Here is a 24,822-nt window from a genome sequence, read left to right as displayed (position 1 = left end):
GCCGTCGAGGACGTGGCCGAAGACGTGCGCCCGTCCGCGCTCGCGGCGCCCGCGGTGGCGAGCGCCGCTCACGGCGACGTCACCGCCGGGCGCCACTGGGCACCAGGCCGCTGGGCGCGGTGCGGTCACTTGTCGTTGGCGGCGTCGGACTCGGCCGCGGAGGCCGCCGAGTCGGCGCCGTCGACGAGCTTCTGCAGATGGGCGAGCTCCGAGGCGTCCGGCGCCGGCGAGCTGCTGCCGGTGCCGTCGGACGCGGGGGCGCCCGAGTGGTCGCTGTGGCCGCCGCAGCCCGTGACGAGGACCGCGGCCAGCAGACCGGCCGGCAGCAGGGCGAACAGCCGCGTGCGACGGGTCACTTGGCGGTCCCGCCGTCCTTGGCGCTGCCCTTGCCGTTGTCGTGCGTGCCGCACCAGGAACTGACGCCCGCCAGGTCGGTGTTGCGCTGGGTCAGCATCGGGATCAGCGACTTGCGGAAGGTGAGCCGGTTGTTGAGGTAGGTCTCGATCTCGGTGTGGCCCGCGGCCTTGGCGTTGTTGACCCGCTCCTGCAGCCGGGCGACGGAGCCGATCTCGGTATCGGGGCCGTTGAGGCGCTTGAGAGCCCGGGAGATCCGGGCCTCGATCCTGGGCACGCGCCGGCACAGGGCGCGCGCGCCGTCCCCGGCCGGCGCCTTGTGCGCCTTGGCCGCGGCGGACGGGGCGGTCGAGGACGTGGCCGTCGACGTGCCGCTGTCCGCGCTCGCGGCGCCGGCGGTGGCGAGCAGGGCCGCCAGCGCGGCGCCCGCGGCGACCGCGGTACGGGTGGTGTGCATGGGAGTTCCTCCTCGGCGTGGAGCGCGGCGGTGCGCCGCGCGGGGACCGGTGCGGCCCTTGTCGCCGGAGGTTAGGAACCGTCTTTGTGGAAACCTTGTGATCCGCCGGAGGCACCGGTCAACCAGTCCCGGGCCCGCGGCAGTTCGAGGGTCGCGGCGGTGTGCGCGGCGGCGAGCGGGAGGGTGACGGTGAAGCGCGCGCCGGGTCCGCCGGGCCGGTCGCCGACGGTGATCCATCCGCCGTGCAGGGCGATCTGCTGGCCGACCAGGGCCAGGCCGAGACCGGAGCCCGGGCTGTCCGGCCGCCGCCGGAAGCGCTCGAATATCGTCTGGCGGGCGGCCGGCGGCACACCCGGGCCGTGGTCGTCGACGGTGAGGACGACGGTGGGCGCCGCCGGGTCGCCACCGGCCCGCAGGGCCACGCCGATCAGCGCCGTGCCCCTGTCCCCGGCGCCTCCCGCGCCGTGCACGGCGGCGTTGACCAGCAGGTTGTCCACCGCCGAGCGCAGGCCCTGCGGCCAGCCGTGCACCGTCAGACCGGGCTCCGCGCTGACGGTGACCCGGGCGTCGGGGCGCTCGCGGCGCAGCGCCGCCACCGAGGCGTCGACCACGTCGGCGAGGTCGACCGGGCCGAAGGCGTCGGCCTCCACCAGGTCGCCCTGGGCGAGGGCGCGCAGCATCACCAGCAGCCCGAGCAGCCGGGTGTGCTCCGCCCGCAGGTCGGCGACGATCTCGGCGCGTTCCGCCGGCTGCGGCGGCGGGTCGCCGTCCAGCACGTCGAGGTTGATCCGCATGCTCATCAGCGGGGTCCGCAGCTCGTGGGAGGCCGCGGCGGAGAAGGAGCGCGCGGTGGCGAGCGCCTCGGCGGTACGGGCGGCCTGCTCGTCGTAGCGGGTCAGCACGGTCTGCAGGGTGCGGGCGAGTTCGTCGACCTCGGTGACATGGGTGGGGACGTGGTCGAGGCGGGTGGCGCTGACCCGCGGGTCGATGCCACTGGCCCGGCGCTGCAGCCGGCGCAGCGGACGGGCGGCCCGGGTGGCGACGAGCCAGGCAACGGCGGCCGCGACGGGCACGGTGAGCAGCGCGACGGTGAGGATGCGGCGCCTGACCCGGGTGATCTGCTGCTGTCCCACGGAGTCCGACGAGAACAGCCACAGGGTGCCGCTCGCGTCGGGCCGGGTCACCGACACCGGCACGGCCAGCACCCGCCAGCTCTTCCCGTCGAACTGCAGGGTGATCGGGCGGGCGGCGTCCGCGGCCGGTGGCAGCAGGTCTGCGGCGGCCGGCTGCGGCCCGTAGGAGACGGGGTTCCCCTGCCCGACGACCCGGATGCCGACATCGAGGGCGGCGGTGAAGAGCTTGCGCTGCCTGGCCTGTTCGACGCTCGGCGGCCGGTCGTTGGCCGTGGCGCGCAGCAGGTTGCGGGCGTCCGGCCGTACCGTGGCGGCCCGGTCGCGCAGATGGGCGTCGGCCTGGGCGTGGACGTCGGCGGCGACCAGCCGGACCATGATCCAGCCGGAGCCCAGGACGAGCAGCGGCACCACGACGGCGACGGCGAGCGCGATGCGCGTGGACAGCCTCACCGGCCGGACCCGTCGGCCGCGGCGCCCGGCCGGTCGTCGCGGAGCACGAAGCCGACGCCCCGTACGGTGTGCAGGATCCGCGGGCGCCCGCCTGCCTCCAGTTTGCGGCGCAGGTAGCTGACGAAGGTGTCGACGGCGTCGGTGCGGACCTCGAAGTCGTAGCCCCAGACGCGGTCGAGGAGCTGGTCGCGGGTGAGGACGATGCCGGTGTTGCGGGCCAGGATCTCCAGCAGCTCGAACTCGCGGCGGGTCAGCTCCAGCGCCTCGCCGTCACGGGTGGCGGTGCGGGCCGCCGGGTCGAGGACCAGGCCGCAGGCGCGGAGCTGGCCGTCGGGGCGGGGCGGGCGGCGGCGCAGCAGCGCGTGCAGCCGCAGCACCAGCTCCTCCAGGGCGAAGGGCTTGACCAGGTAGTCGTCCGCGCCGGCCTGGAGTCCGGCGACCCGGTCGCCGACCTCGTCGAGGGCGGAGAGCACCAGCACGGGCAGGTCGCTGCCGTCGGCCCGCAGGGTGCGGCAGACCTCGATGCCGTTGACGTCCGGCATCGATATGTCCAGCACCAGGACGTCGGGCGGGGTGCGGCCGAGCAGGTCGAGCGCGGCGGCGCCGCCGTCGGCCTCGGACACGGCGAAGCCCCGCAGCCGCAGGGCGCGGCCGAGCGAACGGCGTATCGCCGCGTCGTCGTCGACCACGAGCACCCGGCCCGTGGCGGGCCCGGCACCGGTGTCTGTGTGCGTCATCAGGAAAATGCCTCCGCTCCCCATCCGCAGCATGGTGCATCGCGGAAGCCATGCATACACGGACGGGGAGCGGAGGAGCTGTGGCGGGGGTCTCAGCCGCCGTACTGCGCGAAGGTGCGGGTGAAGTCCCACGCCTGCTGCGAGACGCCGGAGCAGGTGTCGTCGTTCGGGTACGCGCCGGGGCACGGCCGGTCCCGGTTGGCCGACCAGAACGTCAGCCGGGCCAGGTGGTGGCTCTGGGCGTAGCCGAGGATGGTACGGAAATCGGCCACGGTGACCGTCTCGTTGTTGTCGGTGATGCCGTTCATCGACGAGATGCCGATGTGCCGGTACGCCTGGTCGTCGCTGTAGCCGTAGGCGTTCTTCACCGCGTTCTTGAGGCCGTCGGCCGCCTGCAGGGTGAGATTGCCCATGTTCTGGCCCGCGCCGCCGAAGTCGAACGGCATGATCGTCCAGCTGTCGACGGTGAGCCCGGAGGCGGCGCCCTTGCTGATCAGGCTGGTGTCGGGGCCGGACTGGCCGGTGCCCATGGTGACGTAGACGGCGATCCCGGGGTTGTTGGCCTTGATCGTCATGAGCGCGTCGACGGTGCGCTGCTGCACGGTGCCGTTGCTGTACGCGTCGGCCTCGATGTCGATGTCGATCGCCTTGAGCCCGTAGGCGTTGATCACCTTCTGGTAGGCCCCGGCCAGCGCGGCGGCGCTGGTGCAGGAGGACTCCAGCTTGTTGCCGCTGTAGCCGCCGAAGGACGGGATGACGTCGCCGCCGGCGGCGCGGATCTTGTTGATGGTGGTCTGGTCGACGCCGCCGGTGAGCGGACGGCCGCCGTCCCACTGCGGGTTGCAGGTGCCGTTGCTGAGGACGAAGGCCAGCGTGAACCACTTGACGCCGGTGGCGTTCATGATGGTCGTGGGGTCCGGGGGGTTGCCCCAGCCGTTGTAGAGGTACGGGGCCACGGCTTGCACGCCGTTGCCGCCGGCCGGCGGGGTGGTGGGCGGGGTGGTGCCGCCGCCGGTGGGCAGCGTCCACTTCTGGTTGGCGCCTCCGGAGCAGTCCCAGATCTGCAGCCGGGTGCCGTTGGCGGAGCTGACGCCCGTCGCGTCGAGGCACTTGCCCGAGCCGGTGTTGACCAACTGCCCGCCCTGCGCGGTCCACTTCTGCGCGTTGGTGCCGTTGCAGTCGTAGAGCTGCACCTGGGTGCCGTTGGCGGTGCCCGCGGCGGTGACGTCCATGCACTTGCCGAGGGCCCGCAGGCTGTTGTCGGACGAGACCGTCCAGGCTTGCGCGCCGCTGCCGTTGCAGTCGTAGAGCTGGACCGCGGTGCCGTTGGCGCTGCTGGCGCCCGCCACATCCACGCACTTGCCGCCGTAGCCGTTGATCGGTCCTGTCACGTCGGCGCCGGAGGCGGCGTCGACGCCCATGACGACCAGGCCGCCGGAGACCAGGGCGGCGGCTCCGAGGAACGCGAGTTTCTTGCTGGGCCTTCTCATCAGCCGGTCACGGTCCATTTCTGGTTGGCGCCTCCGGAGCAGTCCCAGATCTGGAGCCTGGTGCCGTTGGCGGAGCTGTTCCCGGTGGCGTCGAGACACTTGTTCGCGGCCGGGTTGACGATGTCGTGCGCGGAAGTGACGGTCCACTTCTGCGCGTTGGTGCCGTTGCAGTCGTAGAGCTGCACCTGGGTGCCGTTCGCGGTGCCCGCGGCGGTGACGTCCATGCACTTGCCGAGCGCGCGGATCGTGCCGTCGGAGCCGACGGTCCAGACTTGCGCGCCGCTGCCGTTGCAGTCGTAGAGCTGCACGGCGGTGCCGTTGGCGCTGCTGGCGCCCGCCACGTCCACGCACTTGCCGCCGAGGCCGGTGATGGCGTGGCCGGTGCCGGTGCCGCCGCCGGAGTCGCTGGTGGTGACATGGACGTAGTCGACGACGAGTTGCTGCGGGAAGGAGGTGCTGCCGTCGGGGTCGCCGGGCCAGTAGCCGCCGACCGCGAGGTTGAGGATCAGGTAGAACGGGTGGTCGTAGACCCAGCGGTTGCCGTTCAGGTCGGCGGGGGTGCGGGTCTCGTAGACGTGGCCGTCGACCGACCAGGAGATGGAGTTGGGAGCCCAGTCCACGGCGAAGGTGTGGAAGGCGTCGGAGAAGCTCTGGCCGCCGGGCAGGGTGTAGCCCGCGCCGATCCCGTTGGCGCCGGAGTAGCCGGGACCGTGGATGGTGCCGTGTACGGAACCGGGCTCGAAGCCGACGTTCTCCATGATGTCGATCTCGCCGTCGGTGGGCCAGTTGCCGCCGCCGAGCATCCAGAAGGCGGGCCACATGCCCTGGCCGCGCGGCAGTTTCATCCGGGTCTCGAAGTGGCCGTACGCCTGGCTGAACCTGCCGGGTGTGGACAGCCGCGCCGAGGTGTACTGGCAGGTGCCGTACCAGCACTGGTAGTTGGCGGGGTTCTCCTTGCGGGCGGTGATGACGAGATCGCCCTGGCCGTCGAGCGCGGCGTTGTGGGTGCCGCTGGTGTAGTACTCCCGCTCGTGGTTGTTGACGTTGTCGCCGGTCTCGTAGCCCCACTTGGAGCTGTCGACCGCGCTGCCCGCCGGGCCGTTGAAGTCGTCGGTGAAGGTGGCCGTCGCGCTCGCCGCGGCCGGGGCGGCGGCGGTGGTGTGGACGGCGGTGGCGGACGCGGTCTGCTGGAGCCAGCCGAAGAGCAGCAGGACGGCGGCGGCGAGCAGCGCGAGGGGGCGGGGGCGTAGGTGTCGGGTGGGGGGTGGTGCCGACATGCCGGACTCCTCGGTCGGGGACGGCCCAAAGGCCGCAAAAAGTCATGCTCCTGACATGCAGAGAGAGAAGACACGGGGCGGTGAGGCGCCCGGGGGACTTACATCACGTCTTAGTTCAGGACGTGATTTAAATGGCGGAGAAGAGGGCCGTCAAGACTTCCGGCAAAGGTCTGTACCTAAAGTTCCCTGCGCCTCACCAGCACGGCCAGCACCAGGACTCCCGGGATGAGCGGCAGCCACGCCGTGACCAGGCGATAGCCGAGCACGGCGGACGTGGCCGCGACGGCGGAGGCGCCGGCGGTGACCAGGGTGAGACCGAGCGCCGCGTCGAGCGAGCCGAGCCCCGCCGGGGTCGGCAGCCAGCCCGCCGCGGTGCTCGCGAACAGATACGCCACCACCACACCGCTGACCGGCACCGGGGAGTGCACCGCCCGGATCACCGCGACCACCACGGCCGCGTGCATCGCGGGGAAGGCCAGCGAACCACCCCACAGCGCCGCCACCCGGGCGCGGTTGCCGTGCAGCGTCCGCACGTCACCGGCCATCGCGGCGAGGAAGGACCGCAGCCGCGCGCGCAGCCTGCCCGCGTACCGGGTCAGCAGCACCGCGCCCACCGTGAGCAGGACCGCGACCGCCACGATCAGCGACGGACGGCCGGGCAGCGCGGGCCGGTGCGGGGCGAGCCGGTGCAGGTGCAGGGCGCCGGGGAAGAGCGCGAGCAGGGTCAGCAGCAGCACCACCCGGCCGATCACCGCGGCCGTCGCCCGTACGGTGAGCGCGGTGACCGAGCGGGTCGGGGTGAGTCCGCGGCGGATCAGGAACCGCAGGTTGACGGCGTTTCCGCCCAGCCCCGCGGGCAGCACGTGGTTGGCCGCGGAGGCGGCGAACTGCGCGGCCAGGAGCAGCCCGGGAGGCAGCGGTTCGACGACCGCGCCCTGCTGCGCGGTGGCCGAGCACACCCAGGTCATGAACGCGGCGAAGGCCGCCACCGTCAGCCACGCGCCGTCGGCCTCGCCGAGCCGCCCGGCACTCGACCCGATCAGCGGCCACTTGCTCACCGCCAGCACCGCCACCGCGGCCACCGGCAGCAGCACCGCGAGGGACCGCATCGCGTTGCGCTGCCACAGGACACCCTCGTTGCGGGCGATGGACACGGTTACTCCTCGTCGCATGCGGTACGGCAGGTGGGGGACGTGCACAGCCGTGCGGCCCGGCACGGCCGGACCGTGGGGCGGCCGACCGCGCGGCCGTCACAGGAGTGGGCGAGGGGGATCGGTTAGCGGTCTGCGGCGAAAGGGACGATTTGGCCAGAGTAGGCCGCCACGGGGCCCGTGTCGTAACGACACAGCGCCACCCGGGTCAACGGAGCCAGAACAGCGAGTCGGTCACGGTCCGCCAGGAACGCGAGTCGTCCGCTCCCTTGGGACCCGCCAGGGTGAGGGTGACGAGGACGCCCTCGTGGAAGAAGAGATACCGCTGCACGCTGTCGACGGCCGTGCGCCCGGTGACGACGTCAGGACCGCCGCCCTGCAGGTAGTCGATCTCCACGCCCGCCCCCGCGGGCCGCTCGACCCGCTCCACGCTCTGCAGGGTGAACACGCTCGCGTGTTCCTTCAGGGCCGGGATCTCGACCTTTTCGACCGAGTCGACGGTGGGTGCGGCGGCGGCCTTGGCCCACTGCACGGTGACGAAGTCGAGGCGGTCGGCGAAGCTCGCGTAATTCGCCCGTTCGGTGTGCTGCCAGCCCTGGGGTACGGCCACCTGGAAGCCGCCGGTCTCGGCCGTGTACGGGGTGAAGACCGTGCCCTTCGGTATGCCGCGTATCGCGTGGCCCGCCGAGGCGACCGAGGCGGTGGCCGTGGCGCCGTCGTCCGCCGGGTCCACCCGCAGGCCGCCCGCGCCCGCGCATCCCGCGGCGGCCGCGACGCCGACGGCCACCACGACGACGGCCATGGCGGCGGCGGTCGCCCACGGGTCGAGCGGGCTGCCGTCCCGCGTGTCGCGGCGGCGCCCGGGTCGTACCAGTGGTGGGACGAGGGAACGGCGCATGATGCCTCCGTAACGACGGCCGGGCCCCGGCGCGCCGTGGTCCGCTTGCAGGGCCCACGGTAGGCAACGCCCGTTCAACAACACCACTCGCCCAGGTCATCGTCGTGTCAAAGCGGCAGGTCGCGATGGCGGAAGGAGCATTCCGGGGCGCGGCGGCCCGGCCGCGTGCCACGGGGCGGGTGGCGTCACCAGCTGAGGAACGCCTCGTACGCGGGTGCCAGGGTGTCGGCGAGGTTGCGGCCGCGGACGCTGACCGCGGGGCGGGCCAGTTCGGCGACGGCGGGGGCGGCGGGCACACCGCGGGGGCGGGCCGGGAGCTCACCCGCGTCCCAGAAACCGCCGGGCGGCCGGGCGGACGCGGCCGGCGCTCCGCCCGCGTTGACCGCGGCACCGTCGCGGGTACGGGCCCGCGCCGCGTCCAGCAGTGCCCGGCGGTCGCGGCCGCGCCACGCGGTGACCTGGAACGGGTCGCTGTCGAAGACCGCGCCGAGTTCGGTGAGGACCGCCCGCACCGGGGCGCAGGGCTGCGCCCAGTCCGGGCAGTCGCACTCCAGCACCAGCTCGCGTTCGGCGGCGGGCAGCAGCGGCAGACCGGCTCTGGCGAACAACGCGTCGGTGTCCTGCGGCAGTTCACCGTCGAGGAGCTGTTCGTGCACCGCGCTGTCGGCGGCCATGGCCCGTTCGATCTGGTCCCACTCCTCGTCGCCGAGGACGGCGAGACCCACCCGTACCGCCCATGCCGTACGGGCGTCCTGCCGGACCAGCGCGGTGACCAGGCCGGGTTCCACCGTCAGGCGGCTGACCGCGCCGGCGCCCGGGCCCACGGTCAGCCCGAGTGCGGTCAGCCGGGCGGCGAACCGCGCCGACCAGGGACGTCCCGGGTCGGGGTGGCGCGGGGTCATTCGCTCACCGCCTCCTCCTCCGACAGCCGCAGCGCGTCGCGCAGTTCGGCGGTGGACAGCTGCGTGAGCCAGTCGGCGGCGGCCCCCTCGCCCGCGCCGACGGCGCCGACGGCCGCGTCCGCCAGGGTCCTCTTGGCCTCGATCATCGCGTCGATCCGCTCCTCGACGGTCCCGGCGCAGACGAAGGTGCGCACCTGGACGTCGCGCGGCTGGCCGATCCGGAACGCCCGGTCGGTGGCCTGGTCCTCGACGGCCGGGTTCCACCAGCGGTCGAGGTGCACGACCTGCCGGGCGGCGGTGAGATTGAGCCCGGTGCCGCCCGCCTTGAGGGAGAGCAGGAAGACCGCGGGCCCCGCCGGGTCCTGGAACCTGGCCACCATCTCCTCGCGGGCCCGCGCCGGGTCGCCGCCGTGCAGGAACAGCACCTCGGTACCGAGGCGTTCGGCCAGATAGGGCTGCAACAGCGCACCGAAGGCGGCGTACTGCGTGAAGCACAGTGTCTTGTCGCCCTCGGCGAGGGCCTGTTCGAGGGTCTCCTCCAGCCGGGCGAGCTTGCCCGATCTGCCGGGCAGCGGGGAGCCGTCGCCGAGGAAGTGCGCGGGGTGGTTGCACACCTGCTTGAGCCTGCCGAGGGCGGCGAGGACATGGGCGCGGCGGCGCAGGCCGCGGGTCTCCTCGATCCGCGCCAGCATGTCCTCGACCACCGCGCGGTAGAGCGCGGCCTGTTCCGCGGTCAGGTTGCAGACCACCCGGATGTGCTGTTTGGCGGGCAGGTCACGGGCGATGGCGGGGTCGGTCTTGAGCCGCCGCAGCACGAACGGGCCGGTCCTGCGGCGCAGTTCGGCCGCCGCCGCCGGGTCGCCGTCCCGCTCGACGGGGATCGCGTACCGCTCCTTGAAGGCACCCGCCGTCCCGAAGAGCCCCGGGTTGACCAGGTCGAGCAGGGCGTGCAGCTCCGCGAGCCGGTTCTCCACGGGGGTGCCGGTGAGGGCGATCCGGTGGCGGGCGGGCAGCGCGCGCAGCGCCTGGTGCTGGTGGGTGGTGCTGTTCTTGACGTGCTGCGCCTCGTCGACCACGAGCCGCCGCCAGTTGACGGCCGCCAGCGCCTCCTGGTCACGCTGCGCGAGCCCGTACGTGGTGATCACCAGGTCGGCGCCGCTGACGGCCGCCGCGAGCTCCCGGCCGGTCAGCCGCTGCGCGCCGTGGTGCACATGGACCCGCAACCGTGGCGCGAACACCGCTGTCTCACGGCGCCAGTTGCCGACCAGCGACATCGGGCAGACGACCAGCGTGGGGGATTCGGTGCCGCCGCCGTCACGCGCCCGCCGCTGGCGGTGCTCCACGGCGAGCAGCGCCAGCGTCTGGACGGTCTTGCCGAGTCCCATGTCGTCGGCGAGCACGGCGCCGAGGCCGAGCCGGGACAGGAACGCCAGCCAGTCCAGGCCGCGTTGCTGGTACGGGCGCAGGGTCGCGGTGAAGCCGGGCGGGACGGCGACCGCGGCCGGGCGGTGGTCGGCGGCCCCGGCGCCGAGCAGCGCGCCGAGTCCGGCGAGCCGGTCCGCCGGGTCGTCGGCGGTGACGGACGCGACCGGCAGCCCGGACTCGGTGGCGGTGGGGTCGAGGGCGATCCGCAGTGCCTGGCCGCTGGTCATGGTGCCGCTGCCCGCGCGTTCCAGGAAGGCCAGCGCGGCGGCGATCCGGGCCGGGTCGACCTCGGTCCACTGGCCGCGCAGCCGTACCAGCCCCTGGCGGGCGGCGGCCAGCGCGGTGAGTTCCTTGGCCGTCAGCACCTGGTCGCCGAGGGCCGCCTGCCAGCGGAAGGCGACGATGCTGTCCCGGTCGGCGAGGCTGGCGGTCTCCACGGTGCCGGGCTGCGGCGGCCGTACCGTCAGCGCGAGGCCCAGGCCGGTCTTGCGCTGCCACCAGGTGGGCAGCAGGACGCCGAAACCCGCCGCGGTCAGGTCGGGCGCCGCGTCGCGCAGGAAGCGCAGCGCCCCCTCGCGGTCCAGCGGCAGCCCCACCGGGCGGTCCGCGGCCAGCGCGGCGCGCAGTTCCTGGTACGTACGGGCGGCGCGGGTCAGTGCCTCCAGCAGCAGTCGCGGCGGGTGCTTCGCGTACCGTTCCAGGGCGGTGAGCGCGGGCCCCTCCTCCCAGAGGTCGGCGGCCTCGACGGTGAGCGACGGCTCGTCCACGGCCTGCACCAGGAAGTCCAGCCGCCAGGCGTCGTCCGCTTCGTGCGCCCCCAGCGGCTCGGCGAGCCGGAAGCACAGGCGCAGTGGCGGATCGTCGGCGGCGAAGGAGCGGTGCCAGGCGGCGAGCCGCTCCTCCAGCGCGGCCCACTCCCCCGCTTCCCCCGCGTCGGCCGGTCGCCCGTCGGCGGTGGTGAGCGCGGCCGTCCACGCCTCCGCGGCGCCCCGGCCGTCGGTACTGCCGCGGACGAGGGCGGGCGCGTCCTCCAGTGCGGCGCGGGCCTCGCAGTCCACCAGGGCGCTGACGATCTCGGCGGCGCCCCTCGCGCCGGGGGCCGCCGTCAGGACCGGTGGGACCGCCGCGGTGAGCGCGGCCAGTTCGCGGTGGGCGGCGGCGTCCGGGGCCGGGCGCCAGCGGGCGTGCGGACGGCCGTCCTCGCGGGTGAGTTCGGGCAGCAGCCTGCCCCGGCCGACCATCCGCCAGGCCAGGTCGTGGGCGGCCACGAGCCAGCGCAGCGAGGCGCCGTAGGGCAGGTCGGGAAGGCCGGCGTGCGACAGCTCGCCGAGGAGCTGGGCGGCCTGGGCCGGGGCGAAGAGGAGGACCGGCACGGCCCAGGAGGTGAGGCGGTCGGTCGGTCCTTCGGGCGGCGCCGGTATGCGCAGTTCGGGAGAGGGCCGCGGCCGGCCCGGTGCGGAGGCGGTGGCGCCGTCCGCGGTGGGCAGGGTGAGGGCGGTGGTGCCGGTGTCCGCCTGCCGGGCCAGCCACTCCAGTCCTGGGCCGCCCTCGGCGAGCAGGGCGGCGATCCGCGGGCCGGGCACCGCGAAGGGGTGCGTGCCGTCGGCGGCGTCATCGGTGCGGGCCGAGCTGTCCTCCGCCCAGACGGCGAGCCGCCGGTCCGCTCTCCACAGGGCGTGCAGAGCGAACACGGCGGCTGCCTTCCGTCGGCGTGGCTGATCGGCGGCGGATCAGCGTGATCAGGGCTGCCGCCAGCCTACGTCGAGGTCAGGACATCGGCTCGGCTACGCGGCCGGCGTCGTCCACTGCTGGTTCGCGGCTCCGCTGCAGTCCCAGATCTGCAGCCGGGTGCCGTTGGCGGAGCTGGGTCCGGTGGCGTCCAGGCAGCGCCCGGACTGCGGATTGACGAGCGTGTTGTTCGACCCGTGCGTCCACACCTGCGCGCCCGACCCGTTGCAGTCGTAGAGCTGTGCCTGGGTGCCGTTGGCGGTGCCGCCGCTGGTCAGGTCGAGGCACTTGCCCAGCGCCTGGAAGGTGCTGCCGACGGCCGTCCACTGCTGGGCGCCGGTGCCGTTGCAGTCGTAGAGCTGGATCGCGGTGCCGTTGGCGCTGCTGGCGCCCGCCACGTCCGCGCACTTGCCGCCGTAGCCGGTGATGGCGCCGGTGTGTCCGGTGCCGCCACCGCCGTTGCCCTGGGTGCCGTTCCAGGTGAAGGTCGCCGAGGCGCCGCCGGGCACGGTGTACGAGAAGTTCTCGCCGCCCCAGTTGACCCGCAACTGCTGCGCGGAGGAGGACTCGTTGTAGGCGATGAGCGCCTTGGAGCCGTCCGGGTTGCGCCAGGCGACGTTGCGCAGCGTGGAGTTGTCCGTGGAGGAGATCCGGGTGGCGCCCGGCTTCACGAACTTCGTGAGGTGGCCCATCGTGTAGTACTCGATGGTGTAGTCGACCTGCCCGCTGCGGCTGTCGCCGTTGTGCACGGTCACCAGCCCGGTGCAGGTCCCGCAGCCGCCGTTGTGCGGGCCCATGTTCTGATCGACCGCCAGGCTCCACTTGACCCAGCTCTGGCCCCAGTTGCGGGTGTAGTCGATCAGGTTCTCCATGTCCTCCTTCTGCTGGTTGCCGATCCAGGTGCCACCGGAGTGCTCGGTGTCGAAGGCGGGCAGGTTCGGGTACTGGTTGTGGATGGTGGTCTGCTCGGAGACGTCGCCGCCGTAGCCGTGCCAGGCGATACCGCCGAAGTTGGGGTCGTTGCGGATCGAGGCGTCGGTGACGGTGGGCGCGGCGTAGCTGTCGTAGGTGTCCCAGTTCCAGTCCAGCGCCAGGACCTTGGTGGACAGCCCGGCCGCGTGCAGCGCCGGGAGCAGGTTGGTCTTGGTGAAGTACGCCAGGCCCGTGCCGTTCCACTGCGCCGACGGGTAACCGCCGCAGCAGGTGGGCTCGTTCTGCACGGTCACGTAGTCGACCGGCACGCCCTGCGCCTGGTAGGCCTGCAGGTACTTCACGAAGTACTGCGCGTAGGCGGCGTAGTACTGCGACTGGAGCCAGCCCTGGCTGTACGCGCCGCTGTCCTTCATCCACGGCGGCGGCGTCCACGGGGTGCCCATGACCTTGACGTTGGGGTTGAGCTGGCGGGCCTGCTTGGTCAGCGGGACCACGTCGGCCAGGTCGTGGGCGATCGAGAAGTGCGCCAGTGACGGGTCGGTCTGGCCCGCGGGCATGTCGTCGTACGTGTAGTTGCCGCGGGCGAGGTCCGAGGCGCCCATCGGGTTGCGGAGGAAGCCGAGACCGATGCCGTTCACCGGGTCGAAGAGCTTCTGCATGACGCTGTTGCGGGTCGACGCGGAGAGGGCTCCGCTGGAGTTGAGCAGCCAGGCGGCGGTGTCCGTGAAGGAGGCTCCGCCGCCGGTGAACTGCTGGTAGGTGGTGTTCTCGTCGACCGTGACGTTCTGGCCCGATCCACCGGTGCCGGTGGCGAAGGTGATTGGGGCCTGCTGTTCCAGGCCCTTCACGACGTTACGGCCGCCGGAGTCGTTGGTGGTGGTGAGGTAGACCTGGACGCTCTCGCCCGCCGCGTGGGCGGTGGCCGGAACGGCCAGCATCGGCGTGACGGCCGCCGCCCCGGCGGCGAGCATGCCGACGAGGGTGCGGCGGAGGCGTTTTCTGCCCGTGTGGGGCCGGGTTTCTGCGCTCATGGGTCCGGTTGCCTTTCTCCTGTGCGGATGGCATGGCCCTGACATGGAGGGATGGGCGGCAGGGCGCCCGGGATGTTTCATCACTTGTTTCACGACTTATATCGCGACGTGATTTAACTCGCGGGGGCAAGGGGCGTCAAGGGATCGCCACGATGAAACGGATGTAACGAAAGGGTGGGGGGTCAGGGGCGGGTGGCGGAGATTTCGAGGCGGACGTAGTCGATGACCGGGGCGGGGAGGCGGGCGGCGACGGCCTGGACGAAGGGGGTGCGGTCGGCGGCGGGGAGGGTGTCGAGGTGGGCGCCGAGGATGACCGTGGCGAGGAAGGACTCGAGCTGGGGGCCCGGGGTGAGGTGGGCGGGGTCGGGGCGGAGCCGGACGTCGATGTCGGTGAGGCCGGCGGCGGCGAGGCGGGCGCGGGTGTCGTCGACTCCCGCGAAGTCCCACATGTCGGGGGCGCCGCCGAGGACGTCGGCGACGGCGGCGTTGACGACCGCGATGTTGCCCTGGCCGCCGCACTCGGAGACCAGGCGGCCGCCGGGACGCAACCGGGAGGCGAGGGAGGCGAAGAGGGCGGCGTGGTCGTCGATCCAGTGGAAAGCGGCGACGCTGAAGACCGCGTCCACCTCGCCGTCGAAGGGCAGCGGCTTCGTGAGGTCGGCGTGGACGACCTCGACACGGTCGAGCCGTCCGGCGAGCCGCTCGCGCAGCTGGTCCAGCATCCGGGCGGAGCCGTCGACGGCCACCACGCGCCCCTGCGGGAGCAGTTCGAGCAGGCCCTCGGTGTCGCGGCCGGTGCCGCAGCCCGCGTCGAGCACCCGCTCGTCACCACGCAGCGGGAGCCGCCCGAGGGTACGGCGGCCCCAGCCGAGGTGTGGCAGCGGCAGGGAGTCGTAGGTCTTGGCGTCCCATTCCCGAGGCATGGCGCGGCACTCCGTTCGTCGGTGCGTCAGTTCCCGCCGAGGTGCAGCGGGTTGACGCCCACGCTACGCCGGGCGTTCGCATCTTGATATTCGAATATCACATGTTGGACATGGCTCTTCTACCTCCGGGTCTCCCAGATCGGTGTGCGGTCCTTGTCGACCAGCGCGGCGCGCACACCCTCGGCGAAGTCGGGGGTACGGGCGATGGCGCGGGCCAGCTCCAGTTCGTGTGCCAGGCACTGTTCGAGGGTCGCCCCGGCGCCGTACCGCAGCAGTTCGAAGGTGATCGCGAGGCTCGCGGGGGACGCCCGCCGCAGCGCGTCCAGCGCCTCGGCCGCCCACTCGGCCCCCGACGGCGCCGCCGCCTCGTCGGCGAGGCGCTCCCACACTCCCGCGAGGTCGGGCGCGCCGAAGCACCGCTCGACGGCGGCCCGGTGGCCGCTCAGTTCGGGCGACGGCGGTGCGGCCGTGGCGAAGGCGTCCAGCAGCGCGGCCGGGTCGGGGTGGCCGCCGCCGGTCAGGGCCGCCTCCAGCGCGGGCAGGTCGGCGGCGGGCACGTAGTGCGTGGCCAGGCCGCACTCGACGGCCGCCGCGCCGGAGATCCGTACGCCGGTCAGGCCCAGGTACCAGCCGACCGCGCCGGGCAGCCGGGGAAGGAAGTGGCTGGCGCCGATGTCGGGGAAGAAGCCGATCGCCGTCTCGGGCATGGCCAGCGACGCGCGCTCCGTCACCACCCGCGCCGAACCGTGCACCGACACGCCGAGGCCGCCGCCCATCGCGTAGCCGTCGATCAGCGCCGTGTACGGCTTGGGGTAGCGCGCGATCATCGCGTTGAGCGCGTACTCGGCGGAGAAGTACGCCAGCACCGCCGCGTCGTCGCCGCGCAGCGCCGCCTCGCGCACCGCGCGGATGTCGCCGCCGGAGCAGAACGCCTTCGGCGAGGTGCTGTGGACGACCACGGACCGCACCGCGTCGTCGTCCCGCCACTCCTCCAGGGCCGCGGTCATCAGCTGGACCATGGTGAGGTCGAGCGCGTTGAGCGCGCCGGGCCGGTCGAGCGCGATCACCCCGGTCCCCGCGCTGACACGGGTGGTCACAGGGGGTGCGTGCAGATCCATGCGGCTCCAGACGTCGGTGGTTCTTCTCCGGGTGTTCCTCTACTTCCGTCACCTCCATCCAAACACCCGGTCGGCGCAGCCGGGCAGCCGGATGGGCGGCCGCCCGGTCGCCGCCGCGGGCCCCGCGTTGATAGGCTCGCCGGGAGCCGTGACTGGCGCGCTGGGATGGGGTCAACCATCGGGGAGCGGCTCCTGTGACACCACCGAGTGCCGTGCGCCTGGGCCGTCCCGTTCCCTGAGCAGGAGGACTCCCATGGCCGCAGCCGAGCAGTCAGCCACCCCGTACAGCACCGAGTCGGTCGCCTTCCGCAGCGCGCTGGAGGTGATCCGGGGCGTCGAGCCGCGGGTCGCCGACGCCATCGCCGGTGAACTGGCCGACCAGCGCGAGATGCTCAAGCTGATCGCGAGCGAGAACTACGCCTCCCCCGCCGTGCTGCTGACGATGGGCAACTGGTTCAGCGACAAGTACGCCGAGGGCACCGTCGGCCGCCGCTTCTACGCCGGCTGCCGCAATGTGGACACCGTCGAGGCGCTCGCCGCCGAGCACGCCCGCACCGTCTTCGGCGCGAGCCACGCGTATGTGCAGCCGCACTCGGGCATCGATGCCAACCTCGTGGCCTTCTGGGCGGTGCTGTCGCAGCGCGTGGAGAGCCCCGCGCTGCAGCGGATGGGCGCCAGGCAGGTCAACGACCTGTCGGAGCAGGACTGGGCGCAGCTGCGCCGCGAGTTCGGCGACCAGCGGATGCTCGGGATGTCCCTGGACGCGGGCGGCCACCTCACGCACGGCTTCCGCCCCAACATCTCCGGCAAGATGTTCGACCAGCGCAGCTACGGCACCGACCCGGAGACCGGGCTGCTCGACTACGACGCGGTACGCGCCACCGCCCGCGAGTTCCGTCCGCTGATCATCGTGGCGGGCTACTCCGCCTACCCGCGGCTGGTGAACTTCCGTCTGATGCGGGAGATCGCCGACGAGGTCGGCGCCACGCTGATGGTGGACATGGCGCACTTCGCGGGCCTGGTCGCGGGCAAGGTGCTGACCGGTGACTTCGACCCGGTGCCGCACGCGCAGGTGGTGACGACCACCACCCACAAGTCGCTGCGCGGCCCGCGCGGCGGCATGGTGCTGTGCGACGACGCGCTGGCCGAGCATGTCGACCGCGGCTGCCCGATGGTGCTGGGCGGGCCGCTGCCGCACGTGATGGCGGCGAAGGCGGTGGCGCTCGCGGAGGCGTCCCGGCCCGGGTTCCACGACTACGCGCAGGCCATCGTGGACAACTCCCGCGCGCTGGCCGAGGGGCTGCTGCGCCGCGGCGCGAAGCTGGTGACCGGCGGTACCGACAACCACCTGGTGCTGATCGACGTCTCCGGTTACGGCCTCACCGGGCGGCACGCGGAGGCGGCGCTGCTGGAGTCGGGCATCGTCACCAACCGCAACTCGGTGCCGCAGGACCCGAACGGCGCCTGGTACACCTCCGGCATCCGGATCGGTACCCCGGCGCTCACCACCCGCGGCCTGGGGGCCGCCGAGATGGACGAGATCGCCGGGCTCATCGACACGGTGCTGTCCGGTACGACGCCGGCGCCCGCGAAGAGCGGCGGCCTGTCGAAGGCGCACCACGTACTCGACGCGGGCGTGGCCGACCAGGTGGCCAAGCGCGCCGCGGACCTTCTCGCGGGCTTCCCGCTCTACCCGGGGATCGACCTGAGCTGACCGCCGCGAGGCGGCTGGCCGAGGGTGGCTGGCTCGGGGCGACGCCCTGGGCCGGCGGTCTCGGGCCGTCGGCCCGGAAGCAGGCCTCGCGCCGCTGGCCCTGACCTGTCCGGCCGGTCGGTCGGTCGGACACGTCTGCCCGCTCGCGGGCTCGCGGCTGCCGCGCTCGGGTCGTGACGGGATCGTGGTGATCCGCCGGAAGGGCGCTAGCTGAACTGCCAGATCACGCCGTGGTTGGCGATCGTCAGCGCGATCACCACGACCAGGTCGGCGGCGCCGAGCGCGAGGCCGAGGTAGGCGCGGGCGCGGCGCTTGGTGCCGCGGGCCAGGGCGACCAGGGCCAGCACGATGGCGGCCGGGCCCAGGACGAGGTTGAGGACGAGCAGGCCCGGGAGTCCGAGCAGGAAGGACGCGACGGCCATGCCGTCGGCGTCACGGTTGCGCGCGGCCGGTGTGCCGGTCGCGACCGGGTGGGCTGCTGCGGTGTTCACGGTGTTCCTTTCCGGGAGCTGTGGTGGTGGGTGGGGACGGGAGGACCGGCGGCGGTGTCAGCCGCGGTGGCGGGCGACGCGCTCGCGGACCGCGAAGCCGATCAGCCAGGCCGCGATGGCGGCTGCGGCGACCAGGAAGACGGTCAGCGAGGTGTGCGCGGCGGCGCCCATCAGGATGCCCATGCCGAGCAGGAGGACGACGAGGCTCATATCGGCTCTACCTCCGAGGAGTTGACGTTTCGGATGACAGTTGTTCACTGACTTCATCAGTGTAGCCCCGTACGGCTCTGGCAAAAGTGGGAGAACGGTTGTTTACTGAATGACATGAGTCACACTTCCGGGGTCCGCCAGGCCCAGAAGCAACAGACGCGCCAATCCCTGATGGACGCGGGGATGCGCCTGCTGGAACGGCAGAACCTCAGCAGCCTCGGACTGCGCGAGCTGACCCGCGAGATCGGCGTCTCGCCGGCCGCGTTCTACCGGCACTTCCCCGACATGGCCGCCCTCGGCGTGGCGCTGGTCGGCGAAGCGCTGGGCAGCCTGCACACCGTCATCAGGGCCGTGATGGCGGCCGGTTCCAGCTCCGAGGAGCTCATCGACCGCACGGTGGCGATAACCGCCGCGTACGTCGACGAGCACCGCCCGCACATCCGCTTCATCGCCCGCGAGCGGCACGGCGGGGTGCAGGACGTCCGCGAGGCGATCGCCGCGGAACTGGACCGCTTCGCCGACGAGGTCGCCGACGGACTGGCGGCACAGCCCTCGTCGGCTGGGTGGGACCGCGGCGATCTCCATGTGCTGGCGCAGTTGTACGTCGACCACATGGTGATGACGGCGGCGGCGTTCCTGGACGCCCCCGAGGACGACCCCGAGGCCCGGGAGCGGATCATCCACGCGGCGCGGCTGCGGATGCGCATCATCAGCATCGGGCGCAGGCACTGGCTCGATCCGGAGGATCCGACGGCTTCCGGGGCCCCGCGCGGCGGGCGGCGGCCGGACGGCCGCGGCGCGGCGGGCGCGCGATGACGGGCGGGTGGGACCCCGCCGGTGCGGATGGAGACCATCCGCACCGGCCGTCCCCCGTTGTCCCCGCGACTCCCCCGACGCGGGCACTCCGGCACACTGGGGCACCGGTGCTCCCGATCATGGCCCGGACATGCCACCGTTCGGGAGGACACAACGCGCCAGCCCAGGGGCACAACGCGCCACTTCCGCCGTAGGCTGCTGGAGCGCCCGTTCAGCACAGCACAACAGCACATCCAGCCACATCGTTCCCACCCCCACGGACGCCGGAGGTGCCCGGCAATGCCCCCCACAGATCCGCCGATACCCGCGCCGGACCCCACGCCCGGCGCCCTCACCGAGTCCGTCGTGGTGCCCCGGTTCATCGCCACCGCCGCCACGCTCGGGCGCGGCGAGGCCGAGTCGCTGGTCCGGGCGGCGGGACTGCCGACCATCCTGCGCGACCCCGAGACCGCCCGCACCCCGTCGGCCAGCACCTACCGGCTGTGGGGCGCGGTGCTGTCCCGTACCGGACGCCCCGACGCGGGGCTGCTGGCCGCCGCGGGCTACCGGCCGGGCACACTCGACCTGTTCGACTACCTGCTCAGCACCGCGCCCACCCTCGGCGAGGGGCTGGGACGGGCCGCCGCCCATATCCACCTGGTCAGCAGCAACTCGGTGCTCACCACCGAGGAGGACGGCGACGAGGTGACGGTGAGCTACGCGGTACGGCGCGGCGAGTACGAACTGCGCGGGGTGGTGGCCGAGTTCGCCCTCGCGGTGGTCACCGCGCAGCTGCGGCACGCCACCGGGACAGCGCTCTCCCCGCACCGCGTCTCCTTCGCCCACCGGCCGCCGCGCGGGCACCGCGGCTACACCGACGCGTTCGGCGACGCGCGGTTCGAGTTCGGCGCCGACGCGGACTCGATCACCCTCCACCGGCGCGACCTGGAGCGCCCGTTGGCGACCGCCGATCCCGCGCTGGCCGCGATCATCGCCCGCGCCGCGGCGGCGGTGCCACCGCCCGCACCGGAACTGCCCGCGGCCGTCCCCGGCCTGCGGGAGGCGATCATCGAGCAACTCCCCGACGGACGGCCCTCGCTGGCCGCCGCGGCCCGCCGTCTCGCGGTCAGCCCGCGCACCCTGCAGCGCCGCCTCGGCGAGTCGGGCACCACCTGGCGCACCGAACTGGACGCCGTCCGCCAGGAACAGCAGGCGCGGCTCGACCGGCAGGGCTCCGGCTCCGCCCAGCGCGCGGCCCGGCTGGGATTCGCCGAGACGCGCTCGCTGCGCCGCGCCATGAACCGCTGGGACACCCGGGAGCGCGAACTCGCGGGCCGCTCACGGCAGTCCGGCAGACCCCGCGCACCGGAGCGCGATGCGGAACGCGAACGGGAGCGGGAGAGCCATGAGTGACGGCCACGACTACACCGAGGGCGGCGACCCCGTCTGCTGGCTGAACCGCGTCTGCGACGACTGCGGAGCCTTCCGCGAGGACGCCCGGTCCCCGGTCTGCGCCCGCTGCGGGACCGCGTTCCCCGACGCCGGGAACGCCACCGCCCACAGCGACACCCGCCCCCACGGCCACGCCGAGGACGACACCAGGTGACCGCACCCGACCAGGTGCTGGTCTTCAGCGCCACCGCGGGCTACCGGCACGACTCCATACCCGCGGGCGCCGCCGCGCTGGCCGAACTCGCCGCGCCGCACGGCCTGCGGACCCGGCACACCGAGGACCCCGACGACCTGCGGCCCGACGTGCTGGACGGCTGCGCGGCGGTCGTCTTCCTCTCCCCCACCGGCGAGGTGCTGCACGCGAACGCCCGGCGGCACCTGAAGGCGTACGTCACCGGTGGCGGCGGCTTCCTCGGTGTGCACGCCGCCGCCTGCGCCGAGGAGGGCTGGCCGTACTACGGGGACCTGCTCGGCGCCCGCTTCACCGGCCACCCCGAGATCCAGCCGGCCGTGGTGACTGTCGAGGACCACGGCCACCCGGCCACCGCCAAGCTCCCGGCGCGCTGGACATGGACCGACGAGTGGTACGACTTCGGCGCCAACCCCCGCGCCCTGCCCGGCGGTTCACCCGGCGACGGTGTCCGGGTACTGGCCTCCGTCGACGAACGCCTTTACCAGGGCGGCACGATGGGCGCGGACCATCCGCTGATGTGGTGTCACGCGCCCGGCGCGGGCCGCTCCTTCTACACCGCTCTCGGCCACCTGGAATCGGCCTATCTCGACCCCGATTTCCGCGCGTCCCTGGAGGGCGCGCTGCTCTGGTGCGCCGCCCTCGACCTGCGCTGACGCCGACCGGAAGGGGGTCGCGGGGGCGCGCCGCACGATCATGCGCCGACCGTGCGTCCGGAAATCTCGTCGTTCCCGGGCGCAATCGGCTACCGCGCTACTACCCTGAGTCGCCGGCGGGGTTGGCGACGGCGGAGCCGGAGGGCCGGATGGACGCAGCACACTCGGACGGAACGGAGCCCGCGCGGTCGGGTGGCCGACCGGCGGAGCAGCTCGACCAGTTGCTGCGCCGCGCCGAGAACGGGCGGCAGGCGGCACTGCTGATGCACGCCGAGGTGCGTTCCGCGCTGATGCACTACTGCGGTCTGCAGTCCTGCCGCCACACCAAGGGACCGCCGCGGCGGATGAACCGGCGTACGTACCGGCACAGTTTCCTGCTGCCGGACGGTGACGTGCAGGTGCTGTGGGAGCTGGAGCACAACACCGGGCCCGACGAGGGCGTCGTGCACCGCGCCGTCTTCGCCGACCGCGAGGACCTCACGCTCGCCGAGTGGGAGGTCGACTCCGCGTTCGGCGGCTTCAGCGGGCCCGCGGACCTGTCGGCCGACGAATCCGCGCTGTCCGCGCCGCCGTTCCCGGCCGGGGCGCCGGACGTGGAGAGCGGTCTCCTGGCGGCGAGCGGGGACGCCTTCCGGCGCGCGTACACCGAGGGCGACTCCGCGGAGCACGCCTGGCGGCTGCTGCGCCGCGCCACCAACGCGGGCGCGCCGGGCACCGAGATGCGGGCCCGGCTGCGGGCGGCGATAGCCCACGACATCAGCATCGTCACCCGGCGCAGCGCCGTCGTCGGCGGCCGCCAGGTGTCCTGGGCGCTGTACGAGCACGCCTTCCTGCTGCTGGACGGCAGCGAGGTGAGCCTGTGGGAGATCGACCACACCCGTACCCCCACCGGCGACCCGGTCTGCGAGGTCTTCACCTCCCAGGACGCCGCCCTGGACACGGCGGTGCGCAGGATCGAGGCGACCTAGGCCCCGCTCGCGGCGGGGGTCAGCGGCGCCGTCCGTCGGGGTGCCGGTCGAGATCGCCTTCACGGTCGCGGCCGCGGTCGTCGCCGCGGTCCCGGTCGCCGTGATCGTCATCGTCGTCGCGCGATGTGCCGCCGCCGGGCTTCTGGCGCCGGGAGTTCTCGTCGGCGGCCAGCACGACCAGCGTCAGCCGGGACAGCGGCGGTACGGTCCCGGTGCGGCCCGCGCGGTGCCAGGCGATGAGCACGGTCAGCCGGATCATCTTCCGCGCGACGTACAACAGCAGCGCGGCCAGCGGTAGTTCGGCGAAGGCGGCGGTCAGCACGGCGCCGGTCAGGTCGTTGCTGTTCCAGTCGAGGACGATGTCGAACCAGGCGTCGCAGCACAGCAGGGTGGCGGTGATGATCGCCCAGGGGATGAAGATCTGCAGCCGCCGCCACGCGCAGAACGCGGTGATGCCGATGGCGAAGATCAACGCCACGTCGAACCCGACCCAGGCGAACTTCCACTGGCTGACCACACGGTGCGTGGGCAGGCTCGCCGACAGGTAGGCGATCCACGGGATGAGGAAGAGAAAGCTGCCCGTCACGACCGCCAGGAACATCCGGCGCAGCTGGCGCAAATGCGGGTCGTGGGGTGACGGCAGTTCCGGCCTCATGCTGTCCACTGTGCCGGATCTTCGTTCTCCGGTCACTTCATGGTCACCCTGCCGAACGTCACCACGTCGTCACCGGTCGGCCGAGGGTTGCGGGGTGCCGGCCCCGCCCGCGGGCGCCGCGGCCAGCACACGCCTGCAGAAGGCGGCCACCCGCTGCTGCCCGCCCGCCCTGCGCTGCAGCCGGGAGAGCGGTTTCTCGTCCATGTCCCGGCCCTGCCGTACGGCCTCCACATAGCTCCTGCACAGCGCACGGAGGACCTGCTGCTGGCGGTTCGCGGACGGCTCTGAGGGGGTGGCGGGCGGCTGGGACACCGAGGGTGCCGGTGTCGCCGTCGCGGTGGGGACGCCGGTGGCGCCGGTGCTGGAGCGGGCGCCGCCGGAGCCGGGCGTGGCGCGGCCCCGCGCGTCCGTGCTCGGGCCCCGCGGCACCCCGGAGCCGCTGGCCGCCTTCCCCGGGTCCCCGCCGCCCGCCTCCGGCAGCGCCCTGGCGTGGACTCCCCCGCGGAACGGTGTGGGCAGCGCGCCGGTACCCGCGGCGAACGCGACCCCGCCGACGGCGAAGACCGCGACCAGGCCGCCCGCGAGCGCCTTCGCGGGCCGCCCGGAGCCGATCCGCGCGCCGAGTCCGGTGGGGCGGCCGCGCCGTACGGCCCCCGCGCCCCGGGCGGCACGGAAGGCGGCGACGGCCGCCTGTTCCCGGCCGGGGTCGAGCGCCCCGTGCCGGGCGGCGGCGGACAGCAGCCGCAGCAGCTCGCCGAACCGGGGATCGGCACGGTCGGCCGCCGCCCAGGCGTCGTCGGGATGGCCGGGCGCCGCGGGCCACGCGGGTGCCGCGTCGTCGTGCGGGCCGTCGGCCCCGGACCGGCCGGCGAGGGCGGTCCCGCGCCGCAGCAGGCGCTCCGCGGTGTCCGGGTCGGGCCAGGCGGCGCGGTCGCGGCCGTCGTCCATCTCACGCCTCCCCGGGGTTGTCGCCCGCGGCGGACGCGGGGTCGCCGCCTGCCGCGAGCTGCTCGGCGAGGCGGCGCAGACCGCGGTGGGCGGCGGTGCGCACCGCGCCGGGGCGCTTGTCGAGGACCTTGGCCGCGGCGGGGCCGCTCAGGCCCATCATCACGCGCAGCAGCACCGCCTCGGCCTGGTCGTGGGGCAGGGCGGCGATCATCGCCAGGGCGTCGGTGGTGGAGAGGTTCTCCAGGGCCGAGGCGGCGGAGTCCGGCACGGTGACGGGGCCGGGTACGGCGGGGTCGAGGGGGGTGGTGCGCGGGCGGGATCTCAGCCGGCGCAGATGGTCGAGGGCGCGGTGGCGGGCGATGGTGGCGGCCCAGCCGCGGAAGGCGGCACCGTCGCCGCGGAAGGTCGCGAGGTCACGGACGATGTCGTGCCAGGCGTCGGAGGCGACGTCGTCGGCGTCGTCGCCGACCAGGCCGCGCAGGAAGCCCAGCAGCATGGGCTGCACCTGGCGGTAGACCGCGGCGAAGGCCGCCTCGTCGCCGCCGCGGGCGCGCGTCACGGCGAGGCCGAGCTCCCCGTCGTCGGCCCGCGCGCGCCCCCGTGCACCCGCCCTGCCCACCGTGTCCTCTTTGTGCGTACCGGCACCGCGGCCGCCCCTGGTGGGAAGCCGTACCGTCTCGTACAGCGTCGCAACGGCGGAAGGTGTCACCGCCCCGCCCGCCCACCGTGCATGTAC

General features: G+C 73.7%; 24 protein-coding genes and 1 riboswitch. Of the genes, 6 read left to right on the top strand and 18 right to left on the bottom strand.

The window, feature by feature from the left end; genetic code table 11:
* Positions 1-125 precede the first annotated feature (125 nt).
* From AB0M29_RS07555 to AB0M29_RS07495, 13 genes are all read right to left on the bottom strand, one after another.
* Complete coding sequence (locus AB0M29_RS07555) at positions 126-356, bottom strand: hypothetical protein (protein ID WP_365380355.1); 231 nt, start codon at positions 354-356, stop codon at positions 126-128.
* Positions 353-811, bottom strand: coding sequence for a hypothetical protein (locus AB0M29_RS07550; RefSeq protein WP_365380353.1), 459 nt, complete (start codon positions 809-811; stop codon positions 353-355). The genes AB0M29_RS07555 and AB0M29_RS07550 overlap by 4 nt, the downstream gene beginning before the upstream one ends.
* Positions 812-882: 71 nt before the next feature.
* Positions 883-2,394 (bottom strand): HAMP domain-containing sensor histidine kinase, encoded by a 1,512-nt coding sequence (locus tag AB0M29_RS07545; protein WP_365380350.1) that lies wholly within the window; start codon positions 2,392-2,394, stop codon positions 883-885.
* Positions 2,391-3,131 (bottom strand): response regulator transcription factor, encoded by a 741-nt coding sequence (locus tag AB0M29_RS07540; RefSeq protein WP_365380348.1) that lies wholly within the window; start codon positions 3,129-3,131, stop codon positions 2,391-2,393. Before AB0M29_RS07540 ends, AB0M29_RS07545 begins: the two co-directional genes overlap by 4 nt.
* 92 nt (positions 3,132-3,223) lie before the next feature.
* Positions 3,224-4,552 carry a ricin-type beta-trefoil lectin domain protein gene (locus AB0M29_RS07535; protein WP_365381015.1) on the bottom strand — a complete coding sequence of 443 codons (1,329 nt, stop codon included), beginning with the start codon at positions 4,550-4,552 and terminating at the stop codon, positions 3,224-3,226.
* Between the two features lie 68 nt (positions 4,553-4,620).
* Positions 4,621-5,898, bottom strand: coding sequence for a family 16 glycosylhydrolase (locus AB0M29_RS07530; RefSeq protein WP_365380345.1), 1,278 nt, complete (start codon positions 5,896-5,898; stop codon positions 4,621-4,623).
* A 176-nt stretch (positions 5,899-6,074) separates the two neighbouring features.
* On the bottom strand, positions 6,075-7,052 hold the full coding sequence (locus AB0M29_RS07525; RefSeq protein WP_365380342.1) for a lysylphosphatidylglycerol synthase domain-containing protein: 978 nt from the start codon (positions 7,050-7,052) through the stop codon (positions 6,075-6,077).
* Positions 7,053-7,257: 205 nt separating this feature from the next.
* Complete coding sequence (locus tag AB0M29_RS07520; protein ID WP_365380340.1) at positions 7,258-7,947, bottom strand: hypothetical protein; 690 nt, start codon at positions 7,945-7,947, stop codon at positions 7,258-7,260.
* Between the two features lie 185 nt (positions 7,948-8,132).
* On the bottom strand, positions 8,133-8,849 hold the full coding sequence (locus AB0M29_RS07515) for a hypothetical protein (protein ID WP_365380338.1): 717 nt from the start codon (positions 8,847-8,849) through the stop codon (positions 8,133-8,135).
* A complete protein-coding gene (locus AB0M29_RS07510; protein WP_365380335.1) occupies positions 8,846-11,965 on the bottom strand; it encodes a DEAD/DEAH box helicase in 3,120 nt (1,039 codons plus the stop codon). Before AB0M29_RS07510 ends, AB0M29_RS07515 begins: the two co-directional genes overlap by 4 nt.
* Positions 11,966-12,058: 93 nt before the next feature.
* A complete protein-coding gene (locus tag AB0M29_RS07505; RefSeq protein WP_365381013.1) occupies positions 12,059-13,906 on the bottom strand; it encodes a ricin-type beta-trefoil lectin domain protein in 1,848 nt (615 codons plus the stop codon).
* Positions 13,907-14,148: 242 nt separating this feature from the next.
* A complete protein-coding gene (locus AB0M29_RS07500) occupies positions 14,149-14,889 on the bottom strand; it encodes a class I SAM-dependent methyltransferase (protein WP_365380332.1) in 741 nt (246 codons plus the stop codon).
* A 119-nt stretch (positions 14,890-15,008) separates the two neighbouring features.
* Positions 15,009-15,986, bottom strand: a complete 978-nt coding sequence (locus AB0M29_RS07495) for an enoyl-CoA hydratase/isomerase family protein (RefSeq protein WP_365380329.1) — start codon at positions 15,984-15,986, stop codon at positions 15,009-15,011.
* 159 nt (positions 15,987-16,145) lie between these two features.
* Positions 16,146-16,238, top strand: a riboswitch (ZMP/ZTP riboswitch).
* 22 nt (positions 16,239-16,260) lie between these two features.
* Between AB0M29_RS07495 and AB0M29_RS07490 the strand changes: the two genes are divergently transcribed.
* Positions 16,261-17,721: a glycine hydroxymethyltransferase gene (locus AB0M29_RS07490; RefSeq protein WP_365380326.1), complete on the top strand. Its 1,461-nt coding sequence runs from the start codon at positions 16,261-16,263 to the stop codon at positions 17,719-17,721.
* 206 nt (positions 17,722-17,927) lie between these two features.
* On the opposite strand, the gene AB0M29_RS07485 is transcribed toward AB0M29_RS07490, so the two are convergent.
* Positions 17,928-18,143, bottom strand: coding sequence for a DUF4190 domain-containing protein (locus AB0M29_RS07485; RefSeq protein ID WP_365381010.1), 216 nt, complete (start codon positions 18,141-18,143; stop codon positions 17,928-17,930).
* Between the two features lie 126 nt (positions 18,144-18,269).
* The gene (locus AB0M29_RS07480; RefSeq protein ID WP_365380323.1) at positions 18,270-18,422 is read right to left on the bottom strand and encodes a hypothetical protein; all 153 of its coding nucleotides are present in this window, start codon (positions 18,420-18,422) and stop codon (positions 18,270-18,272) included.
* Between the two features lie 114 nt (positions 18,423-18,536).
* Between AB0M29_RS07480 and AB0M29_RS07475 the strand changes: the two genes are divergently transcribed.
* The 5 genes from AB0M29_RS07475 (at position 18,537) to AB0M29_RS07455 (ending at position 22,483) form a co-directional block, all read left to right on the top strand.
* On the top strand, positions 18,537-19,238 hold the full coding sequence (locus AB0M29_RS07475; RefSeq protein WP_365380321.1) for a TetR family transcriptional regulator: 702 nt from the start codon (positions 18,537-18,539) through the stop codon (positions 19,236-19,238).
* Between the two features lie 279 nt (positions 19,239-19,517).
* Complete coding sequence (locus tag AB0M29_RS07470; protein WP_365380318.1) at positions 19,518-20,630, top strand: AraC family transcriptional regulator ligand-binding domain-containing protein; 1,113 nt, start codon at positions 19,518-19,520, stop codon at positions 20,628-20,630.
* Positions 20,623-20,823 (top strand): hypothetical protein, encoded by a 201-nt coding sequence (locus AB0M29_RS07465; RefSeq protein WP_365380316.1) that lies wholly within the window; start codon positions 20,623-20,625, stop codon positions 20,821-20,823. The genes AB0M29_RS07470 and AB0M29_RS07465 overlap by 8 nt, the downstream gene beginning before the upstream one ends.
* The gene (locus AB0M29_RS07460; RefSeq protein WP_365380313.1) at positions 20,820-21,515 is read left to right on the top strand and encodes a ThuA domain-containing protein; all 696 of its coding nucleotides are present in this window, start codon (positions 20,820-20,822) and stop codon (positions 21,513-21,515) included. Before AB0M29_RS07465 ends, AB0M29_RS07460 begins: the two co-directional genes overlap by 4 nt.
* A 149-nt stretch (positions 21,516-21,664) precedes the next feature.
* Complete coding sequence (locus AB0M29_RS07455; RefSeq protein WP_365380310.1) at positions 21,665-22,483, top strand: DUF6227 family protein; 819 nt, start codon at positions 21,665-21,667, stop codon at positions 22,481-22,483.
* A 19-nt stretch (positions 22,484-22,502) separates the two neighbouring features.
* Here the strand turns inward: AB0M29_RS07455 and AB0M29_RS07450 are convergent, their stop codons facing one another.
* The 3 genes from AB0M29_RS07450 to AB0M29_RS07440 form a co-directional block, all read right to left on the bottom strand.
* A complete protein-coding gene (locus tag AB0M29_RS07450; protein WP_365380308.1) occupies positions 22,503-23,138 on the bottom strand; it encodes a hypothetical protein in 636 nt (211 codons plus the stop codon).
* Positions 23,139-23,207: 69 nt separating this feature from the next.
* Positions 23,208-24,086: a hypothetical protein gene (locus tag AB0M29_RS07445; protein ID WP_365380305.1), complete on the bottom strand. Its 879-nt coding sequence runs from the start codon at positions 24,084-24,086 to the stop codon at positions 23,208-23,210.
* Position 24,087: 1 nt separating this feature from the next.
* Complete coding sequence (locus tag AB0M29_RS07440; RefSeq protein ID WP_365380302.1) at positions 24,088-24,705, bottom strand: RNA polymerase sigma factor; 618 nt, start codon at positions 24,703-24,705, stop codon at positions 24,088-24,090.
* Positions 24,706-24,822 lie beyond the last annotated feature (117 nt).

The sequence above is a fragment of the Streptomyces sp. NPDC051976 genome, assembly GCF_040680795.1.
Taxonomy (GTDB): domain Bacteria; phylum Actinomycetota; class Actinomycetes; order Streptomycetales; family Streptomycetaceae; genus Actinacidiphila.
This window is presented reverse-complemented; position numbering and strand designations above follow the sequence as displayed.